A 26,862-nucleotide genomic window follows, 5' to 3' on the forward strand; every position below is an offset into this window, starting at 1 on the left:
TCATCATATTAAATATTTTTACTACATTTATAAAAATCTTTAATATGAAAAAAATTGTACTTTCTTTAGCATTGGCATCATGCTTTTACAGCAATGCCCAAACATTACTTTCGGAAAGCTTCGAAGGAGCGACATTTCCTCCAACAGGATGGACTAAATCTAATACAAACGCCTTAAGAGCATGGGATTTAACCAGCTCTGTTTTTTCCGGAACTTCAGCATCTTCTATTGAACTAAAAACAAGGTTTACTATTGCCGGGAATAATTCTGCTACTATTGACTGGGTTTCCGGAGCCAACACTGCAAATCTCGTAAGCCCCGCATTCAGTTTAGCTGGAGCTACAAGCCCAACTTTAAGTTTCAAAGTAAAAGTTGGCTGGGGCTATATGATAAGTCTGAACAAAGGAAACCTTCTTGCACAGATCTCAACAGATGGAGGAACCAATTGGACTACTCTTTGGAATGAAGATAGCGAGGCCGGCTTTACTGATGACGGTGATGGTAATGTAGACACTGATTTTTATAACACAGTTACTGTACAGAAAAGTCTTAGTACATACATAGGACAAGCAAACGTAAAAGTCAGATTCCAGTATGTTGCCAATGATGCTGATGCCGTTTCAATTGATGATGTACAGGTTATCGCTAACGGAACTCTTGGTACATCTGAAGCTTTAAAAACAAAAGCTGATAACATCTCTGTTTACCCGAATCCTACAAAAGGCGAAATCAGCATTAAAACTGACAAAAAAATAAAAAGCACGTCAGTGATTGATGTATCGGGTAAAACTTTGAGTACAAATAATTCCGGAACTCCAGACATCTCTTCTCTTCCAAAAGGAGTTTATCTATTAAAAGTAGACTTCTCTGATGGAACTTCAAAAACAGAAAAAGTAATCAAACAATAACAACGTTTATACAAACTTTTATAACCACCAGCTTTGGTGGTTTTTTTATTTTACTTTTGCAAAAAATTTGACACGTGTCTTTTATCAAAACAAAAATCATCAATTTCTTTAAACTGATTTTCCCTTCCACTTACACCGAGCTGGCAGTTTTTCTCTTTTTTATGATCTGCTATGGAATTTTAGGTTCATACATCGCTCTTCATTACAGAATTATTTTTGACAGCAGAATTCCATGGGATGCTTATTTCAGTTTCGATAACAAATCTATCCTTATGACAGGAGGAAGCTTTGAAAGACACCCACTCTCCTATTATTTTTTCAACTGGGTAAGAGAGTTTTCATTATTCATTTCTGGCGGAAAAATGAATGCCAACTTCAGGCTTACACTGGCTTGGCTCAGCAATATTATTATCAGCTTAAACATTGTTCAGGTTTTCAAATATCTAAAAAACATTATCTGTCTTCCACTGTGGTTAAGTGTTTTAATTATTTTATTTTTTGGCGTTTTTTCAACCAATATCATATTGTCCTTTACTCCGGAAAATTTCACCTACACCCTATTTTTACTCTCATTATACAATTATTACGCAGCTATAAAACTCAGAAACGAAGAAAAAACACCGGCAATTGCTCTTTCGCTTGCCGGAATTACTATCGGTGGACTTACTATTACCAATTTTGTAAAAGTTTTCATTCCTCTCCTTTTTGAAAAAAACCTTTTCAGGGATTGGAGAAAATTCGGAAATGCAGTGTTTAGGATAAGCATTGCTTCTATCTGCTTTGTTTTGCTTTATTTGAACAGAATTGATTTTAAATATCAGAATATCTTTTCCAAGACTAACCAGCAATATGAGAAATTCTCTAATGTAGAATCCATGCCAACATGGGATATGATACTCTCTTTCTTTTTCGGGGGCAACATTCTTTTCCCTGGATTTATTATTTCGGATAAACACAACATGAAGGGATACCAATTTAAAGGACTGTATATGGACCTTTATTCATCTATCTTTCCCTACTTTTTTATAACCATATTATTGACTCTGATTATTTGGAGTTATTTTAAAAATTTCAAAAACAAATGGGTTCAGATTATTGCCATTTCTTTTTTTGTTGACATTGTGATTCATTGTGTGATGAGGTTTGGACTTCATACTTCATCTATCTATGGAGGACATTTTGTTTTCGTCTATCCACTTCTTTTGGGATGGCTTTTTTACGCCTATAGATCGTCACCGAAAATAATATCGATTTTAACATTAACTGTGGTTTTACTATTTGTTTATCTGCTTGCGAACAATTTATTCCGGATGGCAGAGTTTTTCTGGTTTATGGAAACTTATTACCAATAAAAAGAGCTGAGAAATTTTCTCAGCTCTTTTGTTTTTATATTGAAATGAAATCAATTTTATTTTGCTTCTGCACAGAAAATTCTATACTGTACGGCTACCGCAGATTTGAAATATTCTCTGATTCTTGAAAGATCACCAGCTGCACTTTGTTTTGTGAAATAACTTCCTGCCAAAATCTTATAGTTGGGTCTTAAAGAAGCATCCGTTTCCACTTTAAGATTAGGGAATCTTTTTCTGAAATAAGATTTTACTTCATTAGCTTCTTCGTTACTTTTCACAGTGGTAATCTGGATCTTAAAACCTAAAATTCTAGGATTTTTCTTACAAATTTCAGCGTTTGTAAGCTCTCTGCTCGGCACAAAGATTTTGGGTGGTTTTGTAACAATTCCTGTAGAAGCTCCAAAATCATTAGAGCCGGAATCTTTAGGAGAATTTGCAGGAGTAACTTTAGCACATTTTCCTTCAATTCCTTCCAAAGCTGCATTTATTTTGGAATCCATTGTCATAACAAGTTCTGTACCTGAAAGGGTATCTTTTTTAACAACTTGCTGGGCTTCAATATTATAAAAACCAAATAGTGATAATATCGAAAATATTTTAATCAAATTTTTCATTTAAACTTGTTTTCGCAAATTTATACAAATTAAAAAACTATACCAAACAGGTTATTTAGAATCAATACAAATTAAACGTAAATGATATTTTCCCTTTTGGATATACCGTTAAATTCCTGTTAAAAATATTATTTTTGCCGAATTGATTGAATGTTCAATAATTTACTAACATAAGATAATTTAAATGATTAGTTGGAGAAAGCATTATAAAAAAACGTTGATCGCGATAGGCTTATTGCTATCAACCAGTGCTTCATTTTACGGGCAAGACGGCGATCCTAAAAACGGAGAGAAACTTTTCAAAGCGAATTGTACTGCATGTCACGCGCTGGACAAACAAGTTGTTGGACCACCATTAAAGGGGGTTGTAGAACGAGTAAAGACAGAAGGTGGTGTAGACAAAGATTGGCTTCACAAGTGGATCAAAGACAACAAAGCTCTTAGAGCTTCTGGGGATAAATACGCCAATGAGATTTTTGAAAAGTTTAATAAGACTGAAATGCAGGTCTTTCCAAATCTTACAGATAAGGATATTGACGACATTTTAGCTTTCACGACTAATCCTCCTGCTCCGGAAGAGAAAAAGCCGGAAGCAACTCCTGCAACTGACGCTACTGCGGCAGCACCTGCAGACAAAACTACTACAAACGTTGTTATCATTTCACTTTTAGCGATCGCAGGGTTACTGGTTTGGATCTTGGTAAAACTAAGACAATTGGTAAAACTGGGTCAATCTGAAGATTTAGCTGGACTTAACGAAACAAGAGTTCGTTCTTTCAGTGAAATGTATGAGAAGTTCCACTACATTGGTAAAGGCTTATTAGCAATCCTTGCTATTTTAGCTGCTTATGGAGTATGGAACTGGTTGATGTGGATTGGGGTTTACAAAGGGTACAAACCTGAGCAGCCTATCTACTTCTCTCACAAAATTCACGCTGGAGAACAGAAAATTGACTGTCAATTATGTCACTCTAGTGCTAAATACGGAAAAGTATCTGAAATTCCTTCTATGAACGTTTGTATGAACTGTCACAGAACAATTTCAGAATACAACGCAGATCACTACATGGAGCCAGGAAAAGATAAGGCATTCTATGACGGAGAAATCCAGAAGATCTACGCTGCAACAGGTTGGGATCCTGCAAAACAACAGTACACAGGAAAAACACAACCGGTTGAATGGACAAGAATCCACAACATGCCAGATTTCGTTTACTTCAACCACTCACAGCACGTAATTGCTGGAGAACAAGCAATCATCAATTCTTTCAACAAAAAGAATCCTACCAACAAAATTGATGTTGTATGTAAAGCTTGTCACGGTAAAATTGATACAATGAATGTTGTTCAAATGGCTAACGACTTTACTATGGGATGGTGTATCGAGTGCCACAGAACGACTGAAGTTGATATGAACAACGGTTATAATAAAGAGTACTTCAAAAATCTACATGACAAGTTGAAAAAACAATATCCACAAGATGGAGGTAAGATCACTGTAGATGCAATTGGAGGTCTTGAGTGTGGTAAATGTCATTATTAATAACTAAAAAATTAGAAGTATAAATGGCTTCAAACAAAATACAATTCAGAAGTATTCATGAACTTAAAGATCCAGCTTTGAATAATAAGCTGGCTCAGAAAGAGTTTCAGGAAGAAATTCCGGTAGAAGATTTCCTTGGAGATGCTGAGAAAAACGGATCTAGTACTTCAAGAAGAGATTTCCTGAAATTATTAGGATTCTCTACAGCAGCAGTTACATTAGCTGCCTGCGAAGCTCCGGTAATCAAAACGATTCCTTATGTGGTAAAACCGCATGATATTATTCCGGGAGTCCCTAATTATTACGCTTCAACATATTTTGACGGTTTCGACTTTGCTAGTGTTTTAGTAAAAACCCGTGAAGGTAGACCCATCAAAATTGAACCGAACCCGGCTGGTGGCGATTTAGGTAAAACTAATGCAAGAGCTCAGGCAAGTGTACTTTCTCTTTATGATAATGATAAAGTAAAGCAGCCTAAACTAGACGGTAAAGATGAAACTTTCGATAAAGTAGACAGTTTTGTTATTAAAGGTTTGGAAGAAGCTAAAGCGTCTGGCAAAAAGATTGTGGTTTTATCCCACTCTTTTGCTTCACCAACTTTCAAAAAGTTATTCGCTGAATTCAAAGCTAAATATCCTACAGCTGAATTAGTAACTTATGATGCTTTCCCTTACTCTGCAGGATTAGATGCAGCTCAGGAAGTATTCGGACAAAGAGCATTACCTGTTTATGACCTTAAAGGTTCTGAATTGGTAGTTTCTTTCCAGGCTGATTTCTTAGGAGACTATAACGCTTCTAGCTTAGAAACTTCTTATGCAGCAGCTAGAAAACCGGGAGCAAACATGTTGAGACACATCCAGGTGGAATCTAACATGTCATTAACTGGTGCTAATGCTGACTCGAGATACAGATTAAAACCAAGTGCTGTAAACAAGACTTTAGTTGAAGTTTACAATGCAATTGTAGGTGGTGGTACTTCTGATAAGACTGCTACTGAAATTGCTAACGAATTGAAGGCAAAAGGAAGCAAAGCTGTTGTTTTTGCTGACGGTTCTAAAGGGGCACAGGTTTTAGCACACTTAATCAACCAAAAATTAGGTTCAGTAGCTTTTACTGGTAAAGCAAACTTCCTTAAAGAATTCAACGGTGCAAGATATCAGGAATTCTTAGGATGGGTAAACGGTGGACAAGTTGGTGTATTGGTTACAAACAACGTAGACCCTATCTACTCTCATCCAAAAGGAGAAGATTTCAAAAAATCTTTATCAAAAGTTCCTTACGTAGTTGCTGTAGCAGATAAGAAAAATGAAATGTACAAAGCAGCGAAAGCTGTAATTCCTGTAGCTAACTGGCTAGAGTCTTGGGGAGATATCGAACCACAGACAGGAGTATATTCATTGATGCAGCCTACTATCCAGAAAATCTACAAATCAAGACAGATTGAAGAGTCTCTATTGGTTTGGAAGAATGGTAAAAACAATGCAGCAAACAATTACTACGATTATTTAAAAGCAAGCTCTGCTTCACTTTTAGGTGGTACTTCTTTCAACAAAGCATTGTATAATGGTATCAACGCTTCTACAAACACGGCAACTTTATCTTACACAGGTGGAAACGGTGCACAGGCTGTTGCTGAATTAGGAAACTTCAAAGCTTCTGAATTAGAATTAGTACTATATACTAAGACTTCAATGGGAGACGGTACTCAGTCAAACAACCCTTGGTTGCAGGAGTTACCAGACCCAATTACAAGAATGTCTTGGGATAACTACCTTACAATTTCTCCTAAAGATGCAGAGAAATTTGCAATTGACAACGATCTTAATGCAAGAATGCAGCTAGATGGTTCTATTGTAAACCTTACTGTAAACGGAGTAAAAATAGAAAACGTTCCTGTATTTGTACAGCCAGGACAAGCTGAAGGATCTGTAGGTCTTGCACTTGGTTATGGTAAGAAAAACTCAGGAGCAACTGCAGATACCGGTGTAAATGCTTATCCTTTATTTGATGGTTCTAACCTTGTTCTTTCAGGTGTTAAAATTGAAAAAACAGGAGAAGATCACGAATTTGCAGGGATCCAGCTTCAAAATACATTAATGGGTCGTTATGAAATTGCGAAGGAAGTTCCTTTAGCTGAATTCATTAACGTTGCTTTTGATGATGAGCACAAAGGATGGAATAAGCCTTTGGAATACCACACGATCAGCGGGGCACTTCCAGCGAGAAAAATTGACCTTTGGGATGCTTTCGATGATACAGATGGTCCTCACTTCAACTTATCTATTGACTTGAACTCTTGTACTGGTTGTGGAGCATGTATTATTGCTTGTCAGGCGGAGAACAACGTTCCTGTAGTAGGTAAAGAAGAGGTAAGAATGTCAAGAGATATGTACTGGTTAAGAATTGACCGTTACTATTCTTCAAGACAAAAAGTAGAAGTATACGAAGGATTGAAAGAAGGAATGGCTGTACCTGAATTGTATGGTACTGCTTTCGGAGACGGAGGTGCATTAAACCACCCTGCAGACAACCCGGATGTAATCTTCCAGCCTGTAATGTGTCAGCACTGTAACCACGCTCCATGTGAAACTGTATGTCCGGTAGCGGCTACTTCACACGGTAAGCAAGGTCAAAACCATATGGCTTACAACAGATGTATCGGTACAAGATATTGTGCAAACAACTGTCCGTACAAAGTAAGACGTTTCAACTGGTTTACTTATAACCTAAATGACAAGTTCGATTTCAACATGAACAACGATTTAGGAAGAATGGTACTTAACCCGGATGTAGTTGTAAGAACTAGAGGGGTAATGGAGAAATGTTCAATGTGTATCCAAATGACTCAGAATACGATTCTTGAGGCTAAGAAGGAGGGAAGAAAAGTGAAGGATGGAGAATTCCAGACTGCTTGTTCTAAAGCTTGTTCTACAGGAGCAATGACATTTGGAGACATGAATGATAAAGATTCTGCAATTAGAGAGCAATATGCTTCTAACAGAAGATATTATTTACTAGAGGAGATCGGAACAAAACCAAATGTGTTCTATCATACTAAAGTAAGAAACAGAGTAGAAAAATAAAGTTTAAATAATAAATAGGTAAAAAATGTCAGGACATTACGAAGCTCCGATAAGGGAACCTCTAATTATTGGTCACAAAACTTATCACGATATTACAGAAGATATCGCACGACCTATCGAAGAAAGAGCAGGTAAATTATGGTGGATCTCATTATATGCTGCACTAGTTCTATTCCTCTATGGATTCGGCTGTATCGCTTACACTATCGGGACAGGTATTGGAGCATGGGGGCTTAACAGAACTATTAACTGGGGTTGGGATATTACCAACTTCGTATGGTGGGTAGGTATCGGTCACGCCGGGACCCTAATCTCCGCAGTATTATTATTATTTAGACAGAGATGGAGAATGTCTGTAAACAGATCTGCAGAGGCGATGACGATCTTTGCGGTTGTACAGGCAGCAATCTTCCCTGTAATCCACATGGGTAGAGTTTGGGTTGGATATTGGGTATTCCCTTTACCAAACCAATTCGGTTCTCTTTGGGGGAACTTCAACTCTCCTCTACTTTGGGACGTATTTGCAATCTCTACGTATTTCTCAGTATCAACTGTATTCTGGTTCATGGGACTAATCCCTGACTTTGCAATGATCAGAGATAGAGCGAAAACTCCTTGGACTAAGAAAATTTATACATTCCTTGCATTCGGTTGGGGTGGTAAAGCAAAACACTGGCAAAGATTCGAAGAACTTTCTTTGGTTCTTGCAGGTTTGGCTACTCCACTTGTATTCTCAGTACACACTACCGTATCTTTTGACTTCGCAACTTCAGTTATTAAAGGATGGCACTCAACAATCTACCCTCCTTATTTCGTAGCTGGTGCGATCTTCTCAGGATTTGCAATGGTACAGACCCTATTGTTAATTGCAAGAAAAGTTTGTCACTTAGAAGAATATATCACAATGTATCATATCGAAATTATGAACATCGTAATCGTCCTTACAGGTGGTATGGTAACTGTAGCTTATGCTACTGAATATTTCATCGGATGGTACTCAGGATCTAGATTTGAAGATTTCACATATCTTTCTCCAGGTGCTGCTGTAGGACCTTACTGGTGGGCATTCTGGTCATTGATCATCTGTAACCTTGTTGTTCCTGCTTCATTCTGGTTCAAGAGACTTAGAACGAACATTATCTGGACATTCATTGTTGCATTAATCATCAACATCGGTATGTGGTTTGAGCGTTTTGATATCATCGTTATCAACCTTTCTAGAGACTACTTACCAGGATCATGGACAATGTTTAAGCCAACGATCATTGATGTGGGTGTATATTTGGGAACTATCGGATTCTTCTCTGTATTATTCTTATTATACGCAAGAACATTCCCTGTAATTGCACAGGCTGAATTAAAATCGATTTTGAAAATCTCAGGTGAAACTTATAAAGCAAAAGAAGGAGATGAGCACCACTAAAATTGTATACGGACTTTATGCTGATGACGACGATTTAATGAACGGCGTTAAGGCATTCAACGATAAAGGAATCGCGATAAACGAAGTATATACTCCGTTTCCGGTTCACGGACTAGACAAGGCTTTAGGGTTAAAGAAAACTAGAATTTCTGATGCCGCATTCTTATATGCTCTTTACGGTGTTACTATTGGTGCTACTGTAACTTGGTATGTGATGAATCACGACTGGCCGCAGAATATCGGTGGTAAACCAGCTTTTGACTGGGCACACAACATGCCGGCATTCGTAGTTCCAATGTTCGAATTAATGGTATTCTGTGCTGCTCACATGATGTCTTTAACTTTCTTGGTTAGAAACAAAATGTATCCGGGAGCTCCTGCTCAGAACCCAGACCCGAGAACTACTGATGATAAATTCATGATGGAATTTGTAACTGAAGATGTAGAATCTGTAAAACAGTTGCTTATTGAAACTGGAGTTGAAGAAATAACTGTTAAAGACGCTTAAAATGAAAAAGAATGTATTAAAAATTACAGCAGTTTTAGGTTTAACAACGGTTTTACTTAACTCTTGCGGACCAAAGGAGAATACTCCGCTGGTATATTTCCCGGACATGTATTTTCCGGTTGCTTATGATCCATTGATGAAAGCACAGGATGCTTATTCAGATCATGAAAATGAAATTCCTGCTTTTGTTAAAAATAGTGGTGCAACAGGTCTTTCTCCTGTAGAAGGATCAGTTTCTCAAAATAAAGATGGTGTTTTTGAAGAAAGCTTACTGCCTAAAAATGTTGACGAGTACAACGCAGGGTATGACGCTTCTAAAAAACTTACAGTATCTCCTTTGAACCCTGCTAACGCAGCTAAGGATCTTGAAAGAGGTAAAATATTGTTTGATCACACTTGTGCTGCATGTCACGGTACAGGAGGTGATGGACAAGGACCTATCGTTCAAAGTGGAGCATTCTCTGGAGTACCAAACTATGCTGACAGAGAAATTACTGTAGGATCTGTTCATTATGTATTAACAAACGGTAGAAATGCCATGGGATCTTATGCGGGACAATTGAACGCAGGAGACAGATGGAGAGTAGCAATGTATGTGATGAGCGCTTTCAAAAAAGGAGCAGCAGCACCGGCAGCAGCTACAGCGGCGGCACCAGCAACAACTGAAACGACTACCGAAACTAAAAAATAAGAAAAGAAATGTATAGTTTTTCACCAAAATTAAAATCAACTTCTATAATACTTCTTGTTGTAGGTTTAGTTCTTTTCGGTATTGGTTTCTTTATGAACAAAGGAATTTCTACTGAGAAAATAGAACACATGATGGAAGCTGTTCATGCTTCTGGTCATGATGCTCCTACACACTCAAGTGAAATGGTGGGACCACAGGATCACGCAGCTCATTTAGAGCATGCTGAGCTTCAGGTTCACAATCAGCCATTAGCATCGCTGCACTTTGTAGCTGTCTTTTTCTTTGGAGTAAGTTGTGCTGTACTGTTCTTCTACTGTATTCAGCACGCAGCTCACGCAGGATGGCCTATTATCATCACAAGAGTAATGGAGGCTATTGCTTCTTATATTCCTTACGGTGGTGCAATCCTGGTTATCTTAATGATCTTAAACATCACTCATAATGGTCATTTATTCCACTGGATGGACCCTGAATTGACAAATCCAGAGTCTGCTCATTTTGACGTGATCCTATTTGAAAAGAAAAGATTCTTAAATATTCCTTTCTATGCAATAAGAACTTTAATCTATGTGATTGGTGCTTCTTTCTTTGCTTGGAAACTGAAAGCTCAGTCTAAAAAAGTAGACGAGACAAAATCAAAAGTAGAATATCAGTTCCTTTACAGATGGGCAGTAGGATATATTGTATTCTTCGGATTTGCTTCTGCAGCTTGGGCTTGGGACTGGTTGATGTCTATTGACCCTCACTGGTACTCTACAATGTATATCTGGTATTCAATGGTTAGCTGCCTTTCAAGTGGTATTGCTGTAATCATTTTATTAAGTGTTTATCTTAAGAAAAATGGTTTCTTACCACAGTTCAATGACAATCACTTACACGATTTAGGAGTTTTCCTTTTCGCTACAAGTATGCTTTGGACATATACATGGTTCGCTCAGTTCATGCTTTACTGGTATGCAAACGTTCCGGAAGAGGTTAACTACTTCTTCGGTAGATTCCAGCACTATGGTACTACGTTTTTACCAATGCTGATTGTAAACTTCTTATTACCGCTATTGGTATTAGTAAGCAGCAGCATCAAGAGAAACTACAAAGTAGTTACCACAATGGCAGTAGTAGTTATCTTAGGACACCTTTTAGATTACTTCAACATGGTAATGCCGGGAACGGTAGGACCATACTGGAACACTCCTGAAGTATTCTTGTTAATCCTGGGAGCAGTTCTATTCGTAGCTGGGCTATTTATGTTTACTGTACTTTCAGCTTTATCAAAACTGAAGTTGATTCCTACAGGAAACCCATTCTTACACGAATCTGAAATTTATGAGTATCCTTTCTAAGGGCTTGTAACAAAATAAAATTATAAAAGACTGATTGTTAAACAATCAGTCTTTTTTTATGCAATGACGCAAATAAGAATTTTCAGGCACCCATTTTCTGTTTTTCTCATCTCTATATAAAAGTCTGTTGTATTATTAACACCAAAAACAAAATACTGCAATGAAAAAAATTCACTTTGTTTACCTTCTATTTACTCTGATCTCCGTATTCACGAATGCACAGGTCATTACTTTTGTTTCTGAAAAAAATAATACTCCTCTTCCCAGAGTTTCAGTATTTGGTAAAGACGGCAGCATCCTCGCCTACTCCGATATTGATGGTAAAATTGACAAACAGTCACTGTCACCTGCTCAGGAAAAATTTCAGCTGGTTTATAATAACTTTCCGGTTGCCACACTATCTTATTCAGATTTTGACCAGCCGATCATTAAAATCAATGATCAGGTAAAAGAAATTGAAACCGTTGTCATTAAAAATAATAAGCCGGCCAAATACATTTTCATCAGGGGAAATTTTAATGCTTATGTAACCGTAAACAATAAGCTGAATAGCTATGCTGACGGAATTGTAACCTACATTTTTGATAATAAGTCCAAAAAACTGAAAAGTACCAATGTAGAACAGTACAGAATTTTCAGGCTGGCAGAATCTAAAAATGAAAAAAAAGAAACTTCAAAATGGGATTATAGCAATTCTCTGGAACTGCCCAAACTTAAAAATGTTGGAAACCCGGAAGAATATAAAACAAAAAGAAATACCGTTAAAGAGTTGAAGGGTGAACATAAAGATCAAATAGAGGTGACTGGTGCTGCCCTTCAGGATAAAGAATTTTCATTCTTTGGATACAGATTTTACGATATAAAAACAATTTTAAACATGTCTTTTGAAAAAGGATCTGAAAAAACCCTGAAAGATTTTCTGGAATACAATGAACTTGTATTTGTAAAACTGAAACATAAAAGTGAACCCAATTACAATCAGATAACACTTTATACCAATTTTTATCCAATAGAACTTAATTTCAGCAATGACAATGATATTGAGAAAGTAAAATTCGATAAAGACAACAGCAATTACAAAACACCCTACTGGCAGGATTCATCATTTCCTAATATGCAGACCATTTTCAGCAGTTTTTTCAAAGGTGATTTAAAAGAACAAACCAATAAAAAATAATGAAAACTCTGTTCCGGAGTACTAAATATCTCAATTGAATTCTAAAATTAAAAGAACATCATCCATTTCCGGAAAAAAATAATAAATAAGCAAAAAACATAAAGTAAAAAATAAAATCCGGTATTAATAAAGGTTTTATTAAATTTGCAACAAACCAAATAAAAATGAAAAAGTTTTCTTTTCTACTTGTTTTCAGTCTGTTGCTTTTTACAGCATGTAAGAAAGATCATGTAGATGCTACGAATACTAAAACACTGCAGTCAAGTATCAATGATATGACTTCCAGTTTACCAACCATTAAACAGATTAAGTTTAATGAGGCTCTTTATATCCTTAAAACATTTGGCGTAGAAGCCGATGGTGATGTAAACGAGCTAAAAGCCCTTGGAAAACTGATCAACGGGAAAAAAGTTCCTGAGATTATGTCCCTAGCAGACGAAGTTGCGCAGAAAAACGGAATAGAATGGGCCAGTACTGCCCCACCATCACTTGGAGAAATGAATATCTTCGGGGATGATAAAGCTAAAGAAAGCGATCCTAATGACGTAAAAGCAGGATCATTAAGCCTTATAACAAGACCTACAGGAGATGACGGTTCCGGAGCTCCTACTGCCATTCAAATTGTACCAAGACTTGTAGATGCTGCAGGAAACCCGGTATCTTTTACAGGAGCAGGTCTGGAAGCAACCCTTGAAGTATTCAGTAACGGAGTAAGACTTGCTACCGCTAAAAACCTGATGCAGGATAATAACTTTAAAGGATTCAACCTAAAGTTCTCCTCCATCCCGGCAGCAAAAGTGGTAGATAACAAAATCGATATCACAGTTTCTGTAAAAACAACTGCGAAAACTTTCAAAATGTCAAAAATTGGTCTTGATGTGAATGCAGCAGCGCTGAAAGTTCCTGCCATTCCTAAAACCGATACAACAGCTGTACCCGACCAACCGAGTGCTGTAATAGATCCTAATAATCCATCCGCAACTACCGGAACAACTACAGATCCTGCAACAGCTACTCCATCAGCACCAGCTGCTCCAAAACAGCCAACTGCAGATCCTAAAAATACAGTAAGTAAATTTTTGAACAGCGTAAGTTCACAAAACTTAAAAGCAGCTTATGAAACAGCCAGCAATCCAAGCTGGGGAAGCTATGAGTCTTTCTCAAATCCTACTTCAGGTTTCGGATCTGTGAAAAATGTAAGCGTAAAGAATATTACGACAAGTGGTGCCACAGCCAACAGTGCAAGCGTAAATGCCACCTATGATGTAACGGATAAAAGCGGGAAGACAACTTCATTAAAAGTAACTTTCGGCCTTAAAAATGTAAACGGAGACTGGAAAATTTCCAGCTATAAAATTAATTAATAAATGGCTTCAGCAGAACTGATCAAAAAATTAGAAGAAACAATTGAAAATATCCCTGATTTTCCGATTCCGGGAATACAGTTTAAGGATATTTCACCCATCTTTTTAGACCCGAAACTTTACGAAGACGTGATTGCAGATCTTGCAGCCTTCAGTAAAGGGAAAGTAGATGCAGTCTGCGGAATTGAAAGCCGTGGTTATTTGTTTGGAATTGCAATTGCCGTAGCATTGGAAGTTCCATTCATTCTGATCAGAAAAGCCGGAAAACTTCCTCCCCCTGTCATTTCAGAAAAATATGACCTGGAATATGGAAGTGCTATTATTGAAACCCGTGAAGGACAAATAAAACCAGGACAAAGAGTTTTGATTCATGACGATCTTTTAGCAACCGGAGGAACTACTGAAGCAGCAGCTAAACTAATAGAAAAACAGGGAGCAACTGTTTCCCAATTCAGTTTCCTGATTGGCTTACAAGGCTTAGGTGGTGACGAAAAACTGAAAAAATTCGGTGCAGAGATCTACCATATCTTAGGATATTAAGATTTAATATATATGCTTCGACAGGCTCAGCATGACAACGCTAATAATTTACTGTAAGATTAGAACAAGTAGTATTAGAAGTGTCATGCTGAGCCTGTCGAAGCATCTTTTTTTAATAAATTCATCATTCACAATTAACAATTCACAAGATTTCATCAATAATACTCAGAAAGTATTTTGTAAATCTCTCAGAAACAATTAAATTTGCATTTCAATTTTTAAAAACTTATGGCAAAATTGGGAAAGAGTGCTCAGAACGAGCAAGAAGGTAAAGAAACAGTTGAGTTCTTTAAAGACCTTGACAGAGAAGCTTTAAACACTGAAAGATTTGTTGAAAAATATTCAAAGCCTCTAGGTTTTGTATTTGGAGCATTAATTTTAGCAGTTTTAGGATTCTTCGCTTACAAGCAATTTGTAATTGCTCCAAAGAACGCTGAAGCTGTGAAAAGTTTCCTTTCTGCTCAAAAAAGTCTTACTGAAGGTAAAGACAAAGACGCTTTGGGTGGAAAATCTGCAGCTAACCCAGGTTTTCTAGGTACATATAACGAATATTCTTCTACTAAAATTGGTAAACTTTCATCTTATAATGCAGGTTTATTAAAGTTCAAAGAAGGAAAATTCCAGGAAGCGTATGATCTTTTAGATCAATTTTCATCTGACAACAAAACTTTAGTAGCAATGAAATACGGAGCTATGGCAGATGCTAAATCAGGTCTTAACAAGAACGACGAAGCTTTAGCTTTATTAGACAAAGCAGCAACAGCTTCTGATGATCCGTATACAGCATACTATTTCACAAGAAAAGCAGGTATCGTTGCTTTAGGATTAAAGAAAAATGCAGAAGCTAAAAAATACTTCTCTGCAATTGATGAGAAATATCAGGACTACGACAACGGAATGTCTGATTCTTATATTGAAATGACTAAATATTACTAAAAAATGGCAACAGTTAATCTTTCCGATTACAAGCCACTTCATATAACTAATGCCGAAGATTTTTCTATCGGCATTGTTTTTTCTGAGTGGAATGATTTTGTAACGTACAATCTTCGTGATGCAGCTTTGGAAATCCTTGAAAAAGAAGGAGTAAAACCTGAAAACATCAAACTTTTCCCTGTTCCCGGAGCTTTTGAACTCAATTATGCAAGCATGCAGCTTTGCAAAGAGAGAAAATATGACGCAGTAATTTCTATCGGGTGTGTAATCCGTGGAGAAACACCTCATTTTGACTATGTTTGTTCTGCAGTAGCACAGGGAATCAAAGACTGTAACATTATGACGGACACTCCTACTATTTTCTGTGTATTGACAGATGATACTAAAGAGCAATCTATCGCAAGAAGCGGTGGTGACCTTGGAAATAAAGGAGTTGAGGCAGCCGTTACAGCTCTTAGAATGATTGATTTCAAAAAGAAATTATCTGACAAAAAAGGGAATATCGGTTTCGGGCACTCTTAACCGCAGATCACCTTAACAGTATATTGGGACTATTTTTTAATAGTCCTTTTTTATTGAAACATAAAAAATCCTATTAATAAAAAGATGTTTTTGTTTTTTTCATCAAAAGTTCTGTACAAAAACTATCTTTGTGAAAACCAATAAAAACAGTCAATACATGTTTTTAAAAAAAATAAAACCCTTCCTGTATTTAGGAATTTTCTATCTTATTATTTCATTGATAATAAGAACAGTATTCTTTTTTCATCCTATCACTACCGCTAGTTTTGGATTTTTCGAAGTCGTAAAAGTTCTGTTGATAGGTCTGGTGAATGATATTTTTGTATTCATTCTTGCCAGTACTATTCTCGCGCTTTATTTTCTCTTTCTTTCCAATTCAAAATATAAAAAACCTTACGGATACATTATTTTAGGAGTGCTGGTCCTGTTCTTCCTTTATATATGGCTTGTTCCTAACAACATTTTCAAGCAATACGGAGGTTCTATAATGGAGGTAGCCCTTGTTTTTGTTGGAATAAAAACACTTTTCTTCGGATTGATGCTCTTCCTTCCTACTCAAAGAGTAAAGATTCGCAACATTCTGTACTTCATTACATTATTATTATATGTTCTCCTGATTATTTTCAACGGAGTAAGTGAATACTTCTTTTACAATGAATTCGGAGTTCGTTATAACTTTATTGCAGTAGACTATCTGATTTATACCAATGAAGTGATTGGAAATATCATGGAAAGTTATCCTGTGATCCCTTTATTTTCCGGGATCATGATCGTTACGCTTACCATCACATGGTTCATTTATAAGAAAACAAAAAATGAACTGCTGGAACTTCCGGATTTTAAACAAAAGATGGTTCTTCTGGGAAGTTTCATGGTACTTTGTGCCCTTAGTGCACTGGCAATACCTTCTTTAATGCAAATCAGGTCAGACAATGTTTTTGCGGACGAAATTGAGGCGAACGGACTTCCAAAGTTCTACTGGGCTTTTACGCATAATGAGCTGGATTACTTCCAGTTTTATTCCCAGATCAATCAACAGCAGGCCGAAAAGAATTTTCTAAGTCAATATCCACAGCAGACATTATCAAGAACTATTGTTGCTGAGCAGCCTGAAATGAAGAAAAATGTGGTTTTGATCTCTATCGAAAGTCTTTCTGCCGATTTCATGGAACATTACGGAAATACACAAAAAATCACGCCTTTCCTTGACAGCCTTGCAGACAAGTCGCTGATGTTTACCAATCTGTATGCTACAGGAAACAGAACAGTACGCGGGCTGGAAGCTTTAACATTATGTATTCCTCCCACTGCAGGAGAAAGTATCATCAAAAGAGATGATAATAAAAACAAATTCACAACCGGAAATGTATTCAAATCCAAAGGGTATGATGTCAAATTTTTATACGGAGGATACAGCTATTTCGATAATATGCAGGATTTCTTCCAAGGAAACGGTTATGGTATTGTAGACAGAAACAACTTCAAACCGGAAGAAATTACGTTTGCCAATGTTTGGGGTGTTGCTGATGAAGATATGGCTAAAAAAGCAATTCAGGTAATGAATACCGAAGCAAAATCAGGAAAACCATTCTTCAATCATTGGATGACAGTTTCCAATCACAGACCATTTACTTACCCTGACGGAAGAATTGATATTCCGGGAACGGCAAAATCACGTGAAGGCGGTGTAAAATACACTGATTATTCGCTTAAACTGTTCTTTGAGATGGCTAAGAAACAAGAATGGTATAAAAACACTGTTTTTGTGATCATTGCAGATCACTGTGCATCAAGTGCCGGAAAAACAGAGCTTCCTATGGATAAATACAGAATCCCTGCAATGGTATTTTCAGAAGGATTTATTCAGCCTCAGAAATTTGATGCTCTGATGTCTCAGATAGACTTAATGCCAACCGTTTTAGGACTATTGAACTTCAGCTACCAATCTAAATTCTTAGGTCAGGATGTATTCAAACCTGAATTCCAGCCTAAGGCTTATGTTGCAACCTATCAGGATCTTGGTTTTATAAAAGACGGACGTCTGACTATTATTTCCCCGGTAAAAAAGGTAAAACAATATTCTTTGGAACTGGAAAAAAGCGATCTGGCTCCAGCCTTTAAGCTGTATTACGACGAAAAATTATTAAAAAATCCAGACCAGAAACTGGTAGACGATGCTGTATCAGCGTATCAGTCTACATCTTACTGGCTGAAAACGAAACAACTTAACAGATAAATATCTAAATATTTTTAACGTAAAGTTTGAAGTAAAATATTTAAATTAACGAATAAATTTATTACTATGAAATGGACAGACGACAGAGGCGGAAACGTTGATGACCGCCGTGGTTCCGGAGGAGGAAGTGGTGGTATGATCGTAGGCGGAGGACTTGGAACTTTAATTATAGCAGCCATTGTATTCTTTTTGGGAGGTGATCCATCCGGTATTTTGAATTCCGGCAGTATGCAGCCTTCCGGAAATTCCGGAGAACAGAGAGAACTTACAGCCGGTGAAAAACAGGTTGGTGAAATGGTCGACATGATGGCCAAATGGAATATCCTTACCTGGGATCAAATCTTTAAAGAAAACGGAATGACTTATAGTGCTCCTGAAGTAGTTCTTTTTGAAAATACAACTTCTTCAGCATGTGGTACAGCTCAGTCTGCCATGGGACCTTTCTACTGCCCGGCAGATCAGAAAGTATATATGGATATGAGTTTTTTTGGTGAGCTTCAGCAAAAATTCGGGGCAAAAGTAACTGAATTTACGGTAGCTTACGTTCTTGCTCACGAAGTAGGACACCATGTTCAGACTCTTTTAGGAACTACTCAAAAAGTAGATGCTTTAAGGAGAAGCGGAAGATATTCTGAAGAACAAATGAACAGAGTTTCCGTGGCTACAGAATTACAGGCTGATTTCTATGCCGGAGTTTGGGCAAAAAGAACCAATGACAGCAAACATATACTGGAACCTGGAGACATTGAGTCTGCCATAGATGCCGCAGAAGCCGTTGGAGATGATAACATTCAGAAAAGAGGTCAGGGATACGTTAATCAGGAAAGCTTCACTCACGGATCATCCGCACAGCGTAAAGAATGGTTTATGAAAGGTTATAACACCGGAGATATCAGACAGGGAGATACTTTCAACCAATTATTAAAATAGTTTGTCAGAAACAGTCTGTTATATAAAATAAAAATGCGGCCTTAAAGTAAGGCCGCATTTTTATTTATTGCAATTCGATTGGATTAGAATTTTTCTTAGCTTCTTCCTTCACTCTTTCTTCCATTCTTTTCCTCATGTCCGCAGGGTTCTGATTTCCTCCACCGCCTCCCGGGCCTCTTCCGCCACCACCGACTCTCATTGGAGATGCTATACCTCCGGAACTTTGGGTCATGAATGACATTGGATCTGTTTTGAATTTCTGCTGTTGCTTCAGATAATCTGCTCTTTTTACTTTTAATGTATTTCCAAACTGATTTAAAGCAGGCAATTCAGCAATCTTATAGTTTTTCATTAAATCAAAAGAATAATCTCCTTTATCATCTTCTACTTTTACAATCAGTCCCGGAAGCCCTCCGAACTTGTAAGGCCCATCCTGATAAGGAAGATCTGTTGTAAACCATGCCGTCCATTTTCGGCCTCCAAAATCAGTTTCTGCCTTCTGAACTTTATATTCACCTATTTTTCTTGTTTCTGATTCAATTTTCCAGCTCAGCGGCCTATCTTCTTCATACGAATAGATATCACGGCCAATTTTGTCTTTAAAATAGGTCTTTTGATTGGTCTTATCTTTTTCTACAGAATAGTTGATATTCGTTCTCAGACTTTCCATCTGATCTCGGTTGATACTTCCTCTACCGCCGCCGCCCTGAAAGGCTTTTTGCATGATAGAGTCTCTTTTGATTCTATTTTCAGAATAAAACACAGATTTTTCCGGAGAAATATCCAGATAAGCATTTTCTGTCTTGATGTCTGTTTTATTTTCTGCATCAGGCTTCATAGTCACCTGATACACAAACCTGTTTGTCTGTGCGGAAACATTCTGTATGAAGAGTGCCAATGCGATAATACCTAATTTTTTCATTTATATTTTTTTTATTTTAATTCAATTGGGTTTTGGGTTGTGTTCGTAAAGGAAGGAACCTCTGCGGATGAGCCTTGTGAGATAGGAGAACTCTGGTTTTCACCACCCATTCCACTTCTATGCATTCCACCACCTCCGTGGCCGCTGCCTCTCATTCCGCCTCCATTCATACCCCCGCTGTGTCTTCCTCCGGCATTTATATTTCCACTTTCTGTATTTCCGGCTATCGCTTTTCTGTTTTTACCAAACTCAAGTTCCAATGCAGCTTTATCACCATGAAAATTAACTCTTGTGCTTTGTTTAGCATCAGAATTTAATTGTTCTTCAAAAGCATTTTTAATAGTAATTTTTTTAGCAAGATCGAATTTATAATCTCCTTTGTCGTCTTCCAGCTTCACTATCAATCCCGGTAATCCTGAGAATTTATATGGGCCGTCAGAAACAGGGATGTCTTTTGTAAACCAAGCTGTCCAGACTCTGCCGCCAAATTCTGCAACTGCTTTTTGAGCCGGATATCCGTTTTGTTTTTCAATAAGATTTGTTATTTCCCATTTTACAGGTCTGTCTTCCTGATAATAAATTTGTTTTCCTGCTTCTTTTTCATAATAATACACTTTCTGTTCCGGAATACTCTTCGTAATAAAATATTCAAAGAAAGTAGGTTCAAAATGTTGGGCTCCTTCAGATTTTGAAAAATCTTTTTCTTCTTTTTTATGAGCTTCTTTCAATTCTGACCTGAACGAATTAAAAAGAGAATCTCTTTTTAATTTATTTTCGCTGATAAATAAAGATCTTTCTCCTTTTACATCCAGAAAAGTCCTTTCGCTTTTCATGCTTACCAGATTGATAGAATCCGGGTTTACCAGCGTTTCATAAACATATCTTGTGGTCTGCCCGTAAGACACTGCAGTGAGAAACAATACAAAAAAAATTATTATTTTTTGTCCCATTACCAATTTTCTTTATAGATAGAAAATACCCTTCAAGGTTAAAATCAGAAGTAAAATCTTCACATGAGGATAAGAAATTTATCAAATTTTAACATAAATCATCCTTTTTAAAACCCCTATTAATATCAGAATCATTAAAATAGATATCTTCGATTTGAGATTGCGGAAATTAGTTCGTATTTTTGCATCATTAAATCATTCTAAATAAATACAATGATAAAAGTATCAGACTATGCAAAGGAGAAAGCCATTCAGTTGATGACTGAAGATGGTTTTAACCCTGCTGAAGATTATATAAGAGTAGGGGTGAAAAGCGGCGGATGCTCTGGTTTAGAGTATGTTTTAAAGTTTGATAACCAAAAAACAGACACAGATCAGATATTTGAAGATAATAACATCAAAATTATTATAGATAAAAAATCCATCCTTTATTTGGCAGGAACAACTCTTGAGTATTCAGGAGGATTGAACGGAAAAGGGTTTGTATTCAACAACCCGAATGCATCCAGAACATGTGGATGTGGAGAATCATTTAGTCTTTAAGCAAGGCCTTAGATCCTAGACTTCAGATCTCAGAATCATTCTGAATTTTGAAATCTAAAATCTGAAATCTAAAAAAAAGTAATGAGTAAATATACAGAAGACGATTTAAGAGTCGATCTAGAAAATAAAAAATATGAATTCGGTTGGGAAACCAAAATTGATTATGAAGATTTCCCGATCGGTTTAAATGAGGATATCATCCGTGCCATCTCTGCTAAAAAAGAAGAGCCGGAATGGATGACTGAATGGCGTTTGGAATCTTTCAAAATCTGGTTGAAAATGGTAGAGCCTAATTGGGCGAATATCAAATATGAAAAACCGGATTTTCAAGCAATCCGTTACTATGCTGCTCCTAAAGTAAAGCCGGAGCTGGCTAGTCTTGACGAGGTAGATCCTGAATTATTAGCAACTTTTGCAAAATTAGGGATCAATATCGAAGAGCAGAAAAGACTTTCAGGAGTTGCTGTAGATATCGTAATGGACTCCATTTCTGTGAAAACCACTTTCCAGGATACGTTGGCAGAGAAAGGAATTATTTTCTGTTCAATTTCTGAGGCCATTAAAAACCACCCTGATTTAGTAAGAAAATATCTTGGAAAAGTAGTTCCGAGAGGAGATAACTTTTACGCAGCATTGAATTCCGCAGTATTCTCTGACGGAAGTTTCTGTTATATTCCAAAAGGGGTAAAATGCCCAATGGAGCTTTCCACTTATTTCCGTATCAACCAGGCAGGAACAGGGCAGTTTGAAAGAACGCTTCTTGTAGCTGATGAGGGAAGTTACGTTTCTTATCTTGAGGGCTGTACAGCACCGTCAAGAGATGAAAACCAGCTTCACGCTGCAGTAGTGGAACTTATCGCTTTAGACGGAGCTGAGATCAAGTATTCTACTGTTCAGAACTGGTATCCTGGTAATGAAGAAGGTAAAGGAGGCGTATTCAACTTTGTAACGAAAAGAGGACTTTGCGAAAGAAATGCAAAAATCTCATGGACACAGGTAGAAACAGGTTCTGCAGTAACATGGAAATATCCGTCTTGTATCCTTAAAGGAGACAATTCTATCGGAGAGTTCTACTCTATCGCTGTAACGAACAACCACCAGTATGCAGATACAGGAACAAAAATGATCCACATTGGAAAGAATACCAGATCAACGATCATCTCTAAAGGTATTTCTGCAGGAAAATCTCAAAACTCATACAGGGGACAGGTGAAAGTAATGCCTTCTGCAAAAGGGGCAAGAAACTTCTCTCAATGTGACTCTTTATTGATGGGTAATGAATGTGGTGCCCATACTTTCCCTTATATTGAAATCAAAGACCCTACCGCACAGTTAGAGCACGAGGCAACGACTTCAAAAATCGGGGAAGATCAGATTTTTTACTGTAACCAGAGAGGTATAGATACGGAAAGAGCAATTGCTCTGATCGTGAATGGTTTCAGTAAAGAAGTTTTGAACAAGCTTCCAATGGAGTTTGCTATTGAAGCACAGAAATTACTTGAGATTTCATTAGAAGGATCAGTAGGATAAAATAAATATGGTAGCTACAGAAAGATTAATTTTAAGAAAACCTGCAAAAGAAGATTTTGAACGTTTCTTTGAAATTAATCATGACCCCGAAACCAATATTCATAACCCAAGCGGACCCATGAGCTTTGAAAAAGCAGAGAATACATTTACAAAAATGCTTGATCATTGGGACATCCATCATTTTGGAAGCTGGGCTATTGCTGAAAAGGAAAGCCCTGAAAATATAATAGGTTTTGGAGGACTGAGCTACAAACTCTACGGAGATAAAGAAAAATTGAATTTAGGTTATCGTTTTGCTTCCCAGGCATGGGGGAAGGGATATGCCACAGAATTCACAAAGAAGGCTATAGATTTTGGCTTTAAGGAGAACAATGAAGAAATATTCGCAATCGTTCGTCCTACCAATATAGCTTCTGTTAAAGTGTTGGAAAAGGCAGGTATGATCAAAATCGGGACTCTTAATGATGTTCCTGGTCAACCTGAAAGTTTAGTATATAGAATTCAAAAATAATTTGTTTAAGCAAATAAAATGTTAGAAATTAAAAACCTTCACGCCAAAATTGAAGATGGCGCAGAAATATTAAAAGGTATTAATCTTGAAATAAAGCCAGGTGAAGTTCACGCTATCATGGGGCCGAACGGAGCCGGGAAATCTACCCTTTCTTCTGTAATCGCAGGAAAAGAAGATTACGAAGTGACTGGTGGAGAAATTCTTTTCCAGGGAGAAGATATCAGTGAAGACGCTCCTGAAGATAGAGCTCACAAAGGGATTTTCCTTTCTTTCCAATATCCAGTGGAAATTCCGGGAGTTTCTGTAACGAACTTTATCAAGGCTGCTTTAAACGAAACAAGAAAAGCAAATGGATTGGAAGAAATGCCTGCAAAAGAAATGCTTGCATTAATCCGTGAAAAATCTGAAAAACTGGGTATCAAGAAAGATTTCCTTTCAAGATCATTAAACGAGGGATTCTCCGGAGGTGAAAAGAAAAGAAACGAGATCTTCCAGATGATGATGCTTAATCCTAAACTGGCTATTCTTGATGAGACCGATTCCGGATTGGATATTGATGCTTTAAGAATCGTAGCAGATGGAGTAAACCACTTTAAAAATGAAGGAAATGCAGTTCTTTTGATTACACACTATCAGAGATTGCTTAACTATATTCAACCTGACTTCGTTCACGTTTTAGCAGATGGAAAAATCATCAAAACCGGTGATAAATCTTTAGCATTAGAACTTGAAGAAAAAGGTTACGACTGGCTTCTTAACTAAGAAGAAGATATATTATTTCAGAGATTATATTTTTGCGGTCATTGATAACATCCTGTAAAAAGAAGAATCTCTATATTAAAAATTGGGTTTCCTATTCCTCGGAATAACAATATTTTAGTTAATAAAAAAAGAAAAAATGGTGCAAACCACAGATATACCAGTAATGGCATTAAAAGAACAAATTATAGAGAACCATAATGAATTTTTGGAGAGTCTTCGTCACCGATTTCTGGATGACAGTAGAAAAGCAGCTCTTCAAAGATTTCAAAACGTTGGTTTTCCGACCAAAAAAGACGAAGAATATAAATATACCAATCTAAAGGAAATCACGGAAAAAAGCTACAACTTCTTCCCGAAAGAGAGCCACAATATCACTAAAGAGCAGTTTGATGAACTGCACCTTGGAGAAGAAAATTTTGATTGGATTGTTTTTGTAAATGGTAAACTTCACAAGGAACTTTCAAAAGTTTCTATTGAAAATGTAGAGTTCCTTTCATTCAACTATGCATTGAATGATGAGAAGCATAAAGAGGTTTTTGAAAAGTATTTCAATACAATTGCATCTAAGGAACAAGCTTTTACAAACTTAAACCTTGCTTACTGTAAATACGGTTTCTTTTTGAAAGTCCCTAAAAATGTAGTGATTGAAAAACCAATCCATGTTTTTTATATTTCTCAGAATCAGGAGGAAAATACGTTCTACAATACAAGAAATCTTTTGATCGTTGAAGAAGGAGCAAAAGTAGAAGTGATTGAAAGCCACCATAATTTTGACAGCACGTATGTATTGACAAACTCGGTAACGGAGATCTTTACCTATCCTAATGCAAAAGCTGACTGGCATAAGCTTCAGAATGACAACAACACAACTTATCTTATCGACAACACGTTCGCAAGACAGGAGAAAGACAGCTTAACTACTGTAAATACTTTCTCTTTCGGAGGTAAACTGGTAAGAAACAACCTTGATTTTATTCATAATGGATCAAATATCAATTCATTCATGAACGGAATCACGATCATCGGGAAAGATCAGTTGGTAGATCACCATACGGCAGTTCACCACAATTTCCCAAACTGTGAAAGTTATCAGAACTACAAAGGAATCTTCGACGGCAATGCCCACGGAGTTTTCAACGGAAAAGTTTTTGTAGATAAAATTGCTCAGAAAACGAACGCTTATCAGCAAAACAATAATGTGCTACTAAGTGAAGGGGCAAGCATCGATACAAAACCTCAGTTGGAGATCTTTGCAGATGATGTAAAATGTTCTCACGGATGTACGGTAGGCCAGCTGAATGAAGATGCTTTATTCTACCTGAGAGCAAGAGGAATCTCTAAAAAAGAAGCTCAGGCATTACTATTATATGCTTTCGCAAATGATGCCATGCAGAACATTGATATAGAACCTCTAAAAGAGAAAATTTCAAAGCTATTGGCGGAGAAACTGGGAGTAGATATAGAATTCTAAGACTTATATATATTGATACACAAAAGCACTTCTTTTTGAAGTGCTTTTTTATTTCCAGATGTTTTTATCTAAGTTTTATTTCTTTAACCAGCCCTGGTTATCTTTATTATCCGAACGTTTTTTACCGTTATCGAAATTATAAGCCAGACCTACACCCAAGGTCTGCTTCAGCTGTGTTTTCCAGATCTGATTGTGGTCATACAAAAGATCCAGGGTAATATTGGACGAAATATATTTATTGATCTTCATATTTAAGACCGCTCCGTAAGCCAATACCAATCTATCCGGATGATCCAGATAATTTGAAAATACAGACGCTGTATTCGTCAGATTAATATTCTCCATGATTTTGATCTTATAAATGGCTGTCCCAAGGAAACCGAACTGGAAAAGGGATGAATCACCATCATTTTTAAGGCCGTACGTTCCGGCAGTCTGGAGATCCTTATCTAAAACAAAAGTCCATCTCGCGTTAGCAGGACGTAATGTTACGGTTAGATTATCATTAGGACGGTACGTAACCCCTGCCCCTACATTCAGATATCCCGGAGCCATGAAATTGGAGATCTTTTTAGCATCAGGATTGTTTCCGTCTTCATATCCCGGGGCAAACTGAGTCTGAAGGCCTGCTCCTGCTGAGAAATACCAGCTTTCGGCAAATTTTCTACCATAGTTTGTAGAAAGGTTGATAACATCCTGAGTTTTTCTTACCCCTGTTCCCTGGGTATTATTCTGTCCGTAGCCAAGGATAATAATATTTTCCCAAAGATCTTTCCCTTTTTCATACGTCAGGTTATAATTGACACCGGCAAGCCATCCTACGTTGTTGGCTCCACCTCCTACCCAGTTTGAAAAGGCAGCCTGGTTAAGCATTAATGTATTTTGTCCCTGAATAGACCAGGCTTTAATGGTGTCTGCTGCTGTAGCATCTGTTTTGGTTTCCTGCGCCAAAGCTATCGCTCCAAAAGAAATGGAACAGATCAATAAAAGTTTTTTCATAATGTTG

General features: G+C 37.1%; 24 protein-coding genes. 20 read left to right on the plus strand and 4 right to left on the minus strand.

The genetic code is table 11. From position 1 onward, the window contains the following. Window positions 1-44: 44 nt before the first annotated feature. Both FN817_RS07030 and FN817_RS07035 read left to right on the plus strand, forming a co-directional pair. Window positions 45-908 (plus strand): T9SS type A sorting domain-containing protein, encoded by an 864-nt coding sequence (locus FN817_RS07030; RefSeq protein ID WP_167498822.1) that lies wholly within the window; start codon window positions 45-47, stop codon window positions 906-908. Window positions 909-982: 74 nt separating this feature from the next. Continuing rightward, the gene (locus FN817_RS07035; protein WP_228451497.1) at window positions 983-2,260 is read left to right on the plus strand and encodes a DUF6080 domain-containing protein; all 1,278 of its coding nucleotides are present in this window, start codon (window positions 983-985) and stop codon (window positions 2,258-2,260) included. Between the two features lie 56 nt (window positions 2,261-2,316). Here the strand turns inward: FN817_RS07035 and FN817_RS07040 are convergent, their stop codons facing one another. Then, a complete protein-coding gene (locus FN817_RS07040) occupies window positions 2,317-2,874 on the minus strand; it encodes an SPOR domain-containing protein (RefSeq protein WP_142717317.1) in 558 nt (185 codons plus the stop codon). A gap of 184 nt (window positions 2,875-3,058) precedes the next feature. Here FN817_RS07040 and FN817_RS07045 point away from each other — a divergent pair, with 184 nt between their 5' ends. The 13 genes from FN817_RS07045 (at window position 3,059) to ypfJ (ending at window position 19,167) form a co-directional block, all read left to right on the plus strand. Continuing rightward, window positions 3,059-4,417, plus strand: coding sequence for a c-type cytochrome (locus FN817_RS07045; protein ID WP_142717318.1), 1,359 nt, complete (start codon window positions 3,059-3,061; stop codon window positions 4,415-4,417). A 23-nt stretch (window positions 4,418-4,440) separates the two neighbouring features. Further along, the gene (locus FN817_RS07050; RefSeq protein ID WP_142717319.1) at window positions 4,441-7,500 is read left to right on the plus strand and encodes a TAT-variant-translocated molybdopterin oxidoreductase; all 3,060 of its coding nucleotides are present in this window, start codon (window positions 4,441-4,443) and stop codon (window positions 7,498-7,500) included. 25 nt (window positions 7,501-7,525) lie between these two features. After that, entirely contained in the window at window positions 7,526-8,923 is a 1,398-nt protein-coding gene (nrfD, locus tag FN817_RS07055) for an NrfD/PsrC family molybdoenzyme membrane anchor subunit (protein WP_047380200.1), read from the plus strand. Continuing rightward, window positions 8,910-9,431, plus strand: coding sequence for a DUF3341 domain-containing protein (locus FN817_RS07060; RefSeq protein ID WP_047376185.1), 522 nt, complete (start codon window positions 8,910-8,912; stop codon window positions 9,429-9,431). The genes nrfD and FN817_RS07060 overlap by 14 nt, the downstream gene beginning before the upstream one ends. Window position 9,432: 1 nt before the next feature. Further along, the gene (locus FN817_RS07065; protein WP_047422177.1) at window positions 9,433-10,122 is read left to right on the plus strand and encodes a c-type cytochrome; all 690 of its coding nucleotides are present in this window, start codon (window positions 9,433-9,435) and stop codon (window positions 10,120-10,122) included. Between the two features lie 8 nt (window positions 10,123-10,130). Continuing rightward, window positions 10,131-11,462 carry a hypothetical protein gene (locus FN817_RS07070; protein ID WP_047422176.1) on the plus strand — a complete coding sequence of 444 codons (1,332 nt, stop codon included), beginning with the start codon at window positions 10,131-10,133 and terminating at the stop codon, window positions 11,460-11,462. 160 nt (window positions 11,463-11,622) lie between these two features. Next, window positions 11,623-12,639, plus strand: coding sequence for a hypothetical protein (locus tag FN817_RS07075; protein WP_142717320.1), 1,017 nt, complete (start codon window positions 11,623-11,625; stop codon window positions 12,637-12,639). A 164-nt stretch (window positions 12,640-12,803) separates the two neighbouring features. Continuing rightward, window positions 12,804-14,003, plus strand: a complete 1,200-nt coding sequence (locus FN817_RS07080; RefSeq protein ID WP_142717321.1) for a hypothetical protein — start codon at window positions 12,804-12,806, stop codon at window positions 14,001-14,003. Window positions 14,004-14,006: 3 nt separating this feature from the next. Further along, a complete protein-coding gene (locus FN817_RS07085) occupies window positions 14,007-14,543 on the plus strand; it encodes an adenine phosphoribosyltransferase (protein WP_142717322.1) in 537 nt (178 codons plus the stop codon). Window positions 14,544-14,771: 228 nt separating this feature from the next. Next, entirely contained in the window at window positions 14,772-15,479 is a 708-nt protein-coding gene (locus FN817_RS07090; RefSeq protein WP_142717323.1) for a tetratricopeptide repeat protein, read from the plus strand. A 3-nt stretch (window positions 15,480-15,482) separates the two neighbouring features. Next, window positions 15,483-16,001, plus strand: a complete 519-nt coding sequence (gene ribH / locus FN817_RS07095; RefSeq protein WP_034734563.1) for a 6,7-dimethyl-8-ribityllumazine synthase — start codon at window positions 15,483-15,485, stop codon at window positions 15,999-16,001. A 157-nt stretch (window positions 16,002-16,158) separates the two neighbouring features. Continuing rightward, window positions 16,159-18,237, plus strand: a complete 2,079-nt coding sequence (locus FN817_RS07100; RefSeq protein ID WP_142717324.1) for an LTA synthase family protein — start codon at window positions 16,159-16,161, stop codon at window positions 18,235-18,237. A gap of 66 nt (window positions 18,238-18,303) precedes the next feature. Beyond that, window positions 18,304-19,167, plus strand: coding sequence for a KPN_02809 family neutral zinc metallopeptidase (gene ypfJ / locus FN817_RS07105; RefSeq protein ID WP_142717325.1), 864 nt, complete (start codon window positions 18,304-18,306; stop codon window positions 19,165-19,167). Window positions 19,168-19,231: 64 nt separating this feature from the next. Here the strand turns inward: ypfJ and FN817_RS07110 are convergent, their stop codons facing one another. Beyond that, window positions 19,232-20,089 carry a GLPGLI family protein gene (locus FN817_RS07110; RefSeq protein ID WP_142717326.1) on the minus strand — a complete coding sequence of 286 codons (858 nt, stop codon included), beginning with the start codon at window positions 20,087-20,089 and terminating at the stop codon, window positions 19,232-19,234. A gap of 11 nt (window positions 20,090-20,100) precedes the next feature. Next, entirely contained in the window at window positions 20,101-21,039 is a 939-nt protein-coding gene (locus FN817_RS07115) for a GLPGLI family protein (protein ID WP_142717327.1), read from the minus strand. A gap of 213 nt (window positions 21,040-21,252) precedes the next feature. Between FN817_RS07115 and FN817_RS07120 the strand changes: the two genes are divergently transcribed. The 5 genes from FN817_RS07120 to sufD all read left to right on the plus strand — a co-directional run bounded on the left by FN817_RS07120 (window position 21,253) and on the right by sufD (window position 25,856). Next, window positions 21,253-21,582, plus strand: coding sequence for a HesB/IscA family protein (locus tag FN817_RS07120; RefSeq protein WP_027372006.1), 330 nt, complete (start codon window positions 21,253-21,255; stop codon window positions 21,580-21,582). An 81-nt stretch (window positions 21,583-21,663) separates the two neighbouring features. Beyond that, entirely contained in the window at window positions 21,664-23,112 is a 1,449-nt protein-coding gene (sufB, locus tag FN817_RS07125) for a Fe-S cluster assembly protein SufB (protein WP_047380189.1), read from the plus strand. Between the two features lie 7 nt (window positions 23,113-23,119). Next, the gene (locus tag FN817_RS07130) at window positions 23,120-23,623 is read left to right on the plus strand and encodes a GNAT family N-acetyltransferase (protein ID WP_142717328.1); all 504 of its coding nucleotides are present in this window, start codon (window positions 23,120-23,122) and stop codon (window positions 23,621-23,623) included. An 18-nt stretch (window positions 23,624-23,641) separates the two neighbouring features. Beyond that, the gene (gene sufC, locus FN817_RS07135; protein ID WP_047376159.1) at window positions 23,642-24,385 is read left to right on the plus strand and encodes a Fe-S cluster assembly ATPase SufC; all 744 of its coding nucleotides are present in this window, start codon (window positions 23,642-23,644) and stop codon (window positions 24,383-24,385) included. Window positions 24,386-24,548: 163 nt separating this feature from the next. Continuing rightward, a complete protein-coding gene (gene sufD / locus FN817_RS07140) occupies window positions 24,549-25,856 on the plus strand; it encodes a Fe-S cluster assembly protein SufD (RefSeq protein WP_142717572.1) in 1,308 nt (435 codons plus the stop codon). 75 nt (window positions 25,857-25,931) lie between these two features. Here sufD and FN817_RS07145 read toward each other — a convergent pair whose 3' ends face one another. Beyond that, window positions 25,932-26,855 carry a DUF3078 domain-containing protein gene (locus tag FN817_RS07145; protein WP_142717329.1) on the minus strand — a complete coding sequence of 308 codons (924 nt, stop codon included), beginning with the start codon at window positions 26,853-26,855 and terminating at the stop codon, window positions 25,932-25,934. Window positions 26,856-26,862 lie beyond the last annotated feature (7 nt).

Source organism: Chryseobacterium rhizoplanae, assembly GCF_900182655.1.
GTDB classification, from domain to species: domain Bacteria; phylum Bacteroidota; class Bacteroidia; order Flavobacteriales; family Weeksellaceae; genus Chryseobacterium; species Chryseobacterium rhizoplanae.

What these genes read in the sequence shown, in the direction of transcription:
- FN817_RS07100 (WP_142717324.1), top strand. Translation starts at nt 16,159, where the DNA reads ATGTTTTTAAAAAAAATAAAACCCTTCCTGTATTTAGGAATTTTCTAT.
- FN817_RS07050 (WP_142717319.1), top strand. Translation starts at nt 4,441, where the DNA reads ATGGCTTCAAACAAAATACAATTCAGAAGTATTCATGAACTTAAAGAT.
- FN817_RS07045 (WP_142717318.1), top strand. Translation starts at nt 3,059, where the DNA reads ATGATTAGTTGGAGAAAGCATTATAAAAAAACGTTGATCGCGATAGGC.
- nrfD (WP_047380200.1), top strand. Translation starts at nt 7,526, where the DNA reads ATGTCAGGACATTACGAAGCTCCGATAAGGGAACCTCTAATTATTGGT.
- FN817_RS07110 (WP_142717326.1), bottom strand. Translation starts at nt 20,089, where the DNA reads ATGAAAAAATTAGGTATTATCGCATTGGCACTCTTCATACAGAATGTT.
- ypfJ (WP_142717325.1), top strand. Translation starts at nt 18,304, where the DNA reads ATGAAATGGACAGACGACAGAGGCGGAAACGTTGATGACCGCCGTGGT.
- FN817_RS07040 (WP_142717317.1), bottom strand. Translation starts at nt 2,874, where the DNA reads ATGAAAAATTTGATTAAAATATTTTCGATATTATCACTATTTGGTTTT.
- FN817_RS07130 (WP_142717328.1), top strand. Translation starts at nt 23,120, where the DNA reads ATGGTAGCTACAGAAAGATTAATTTTAAGAAAACCTGCAAAAGAAGAT.
- FN817_RS07115 (WP_142717327.1), bottom strand. Translation starts at nt 21,039, where the DNA reads ATGGGACAAAAAATAATAATTTTTTTTGTATTGTTTCTCACTGCAGTG.
- FN817_RS07070 (WP_047422176.1), top strand. Translation starts at nt 10,131, where the DNA reads ATGTATAGTTTTTCACCAAAATTAAAATCAACTTCTATAATACTTCTT.
- FN817_RS07120 (WP_027372006.1), top strand. Translation starts at nt 21,253, where the DNA reads ATGATAAAAGTATCAGACTATGCAAAGGAGAAAGCCATTCAGTTGATG.
- FN817_RS07145 (WP_142717329.1), bottom strand. Translation starts at nt 26,855, where the DNA reads ATGAAAAAACTTTTATTGATCTGTTCCATTTCTTTTGGAGCGATAGCT.
- FN817_RS07030 (WP_167498822.1), top strand. Translation starts at nt 45, where the DNA reads ATGAAAAAAATTGTACTTTCTTTAGCATTGGCATCATGCTTTTACAGC.
- FN817_RS07060 (WP_047376185.1), top strand. Translation starts at nt 8,910, where the DNA reads ATGAGCACCACTAAAATTGTATACGGACTTTATGCTGATGACGACGAT.
- FN817_RS07075 (WP_142717320.1), top strand. Translation starts at nt 11,623, where the DNA reads ATGAAAAAAATTCACTTTGTTTACCTTCTATTTACTCTGATCTCCGTA.
- sufD (WP_142717572.1), top strand. Translation starts at nt 24,549, where the DNA reads ATGGCATTAAAAGAACAAATTATAGAGAACCATAATGAATTTTTGGAG.
- FN817_RS07080 (WP_142717321.1), top strand. Translation starts at nt 12,804, where the DNA reads ATGAAAAAGTTTTCTTTTCTACTTGTTTTCAGTCTGTTGCTTTTTACA.
- sufB (WP_047380189.1), top strand. Translation starts at nt 21,664, where the DNA reads ATGAGTAAATATACAGAAGACGATTTAAGAGTCGATCTAGAAAATAAA.
- FN817_RS07085 (WP_142717322.1), top strand. Translation starts at nt 14,007, where the DNA reads ATGGCTTCAGCAGAACTGATCAAAAAATTAGAAGAAACAATTGAAAAT.
- sufC (WP_047376159.1), top strand. Translation starts at nt 23,642, where the DNA reads ATGTTAGAAATTAAAAACCTTCACGCCAAAATTGAAGATGGCGCAGAA.
- ribH (WP_034734563.1), top strand. Translation starts at nt 15,483, where the DNA reads ATGGCAACAGTTAATCTTTCCGATTACAAGCCACTTCATATAACTAAT.
- FN817_RS07065 (WP_047422177.1), top strand. Translation starts at nt 9,433, where the DNA reads ATGAAAAAGAATGTATTAAAAATTACAGCAGTTTTAGGTTTAACAACG.
- FN817_RS07090 (WP_142717323.1), top strand. Translation starts at nt 14,772, where the DNA reads ATGGCAAAATTGGGAAAGAGTGCTCAGAACGAGCAAGAAGGTAAAGAA.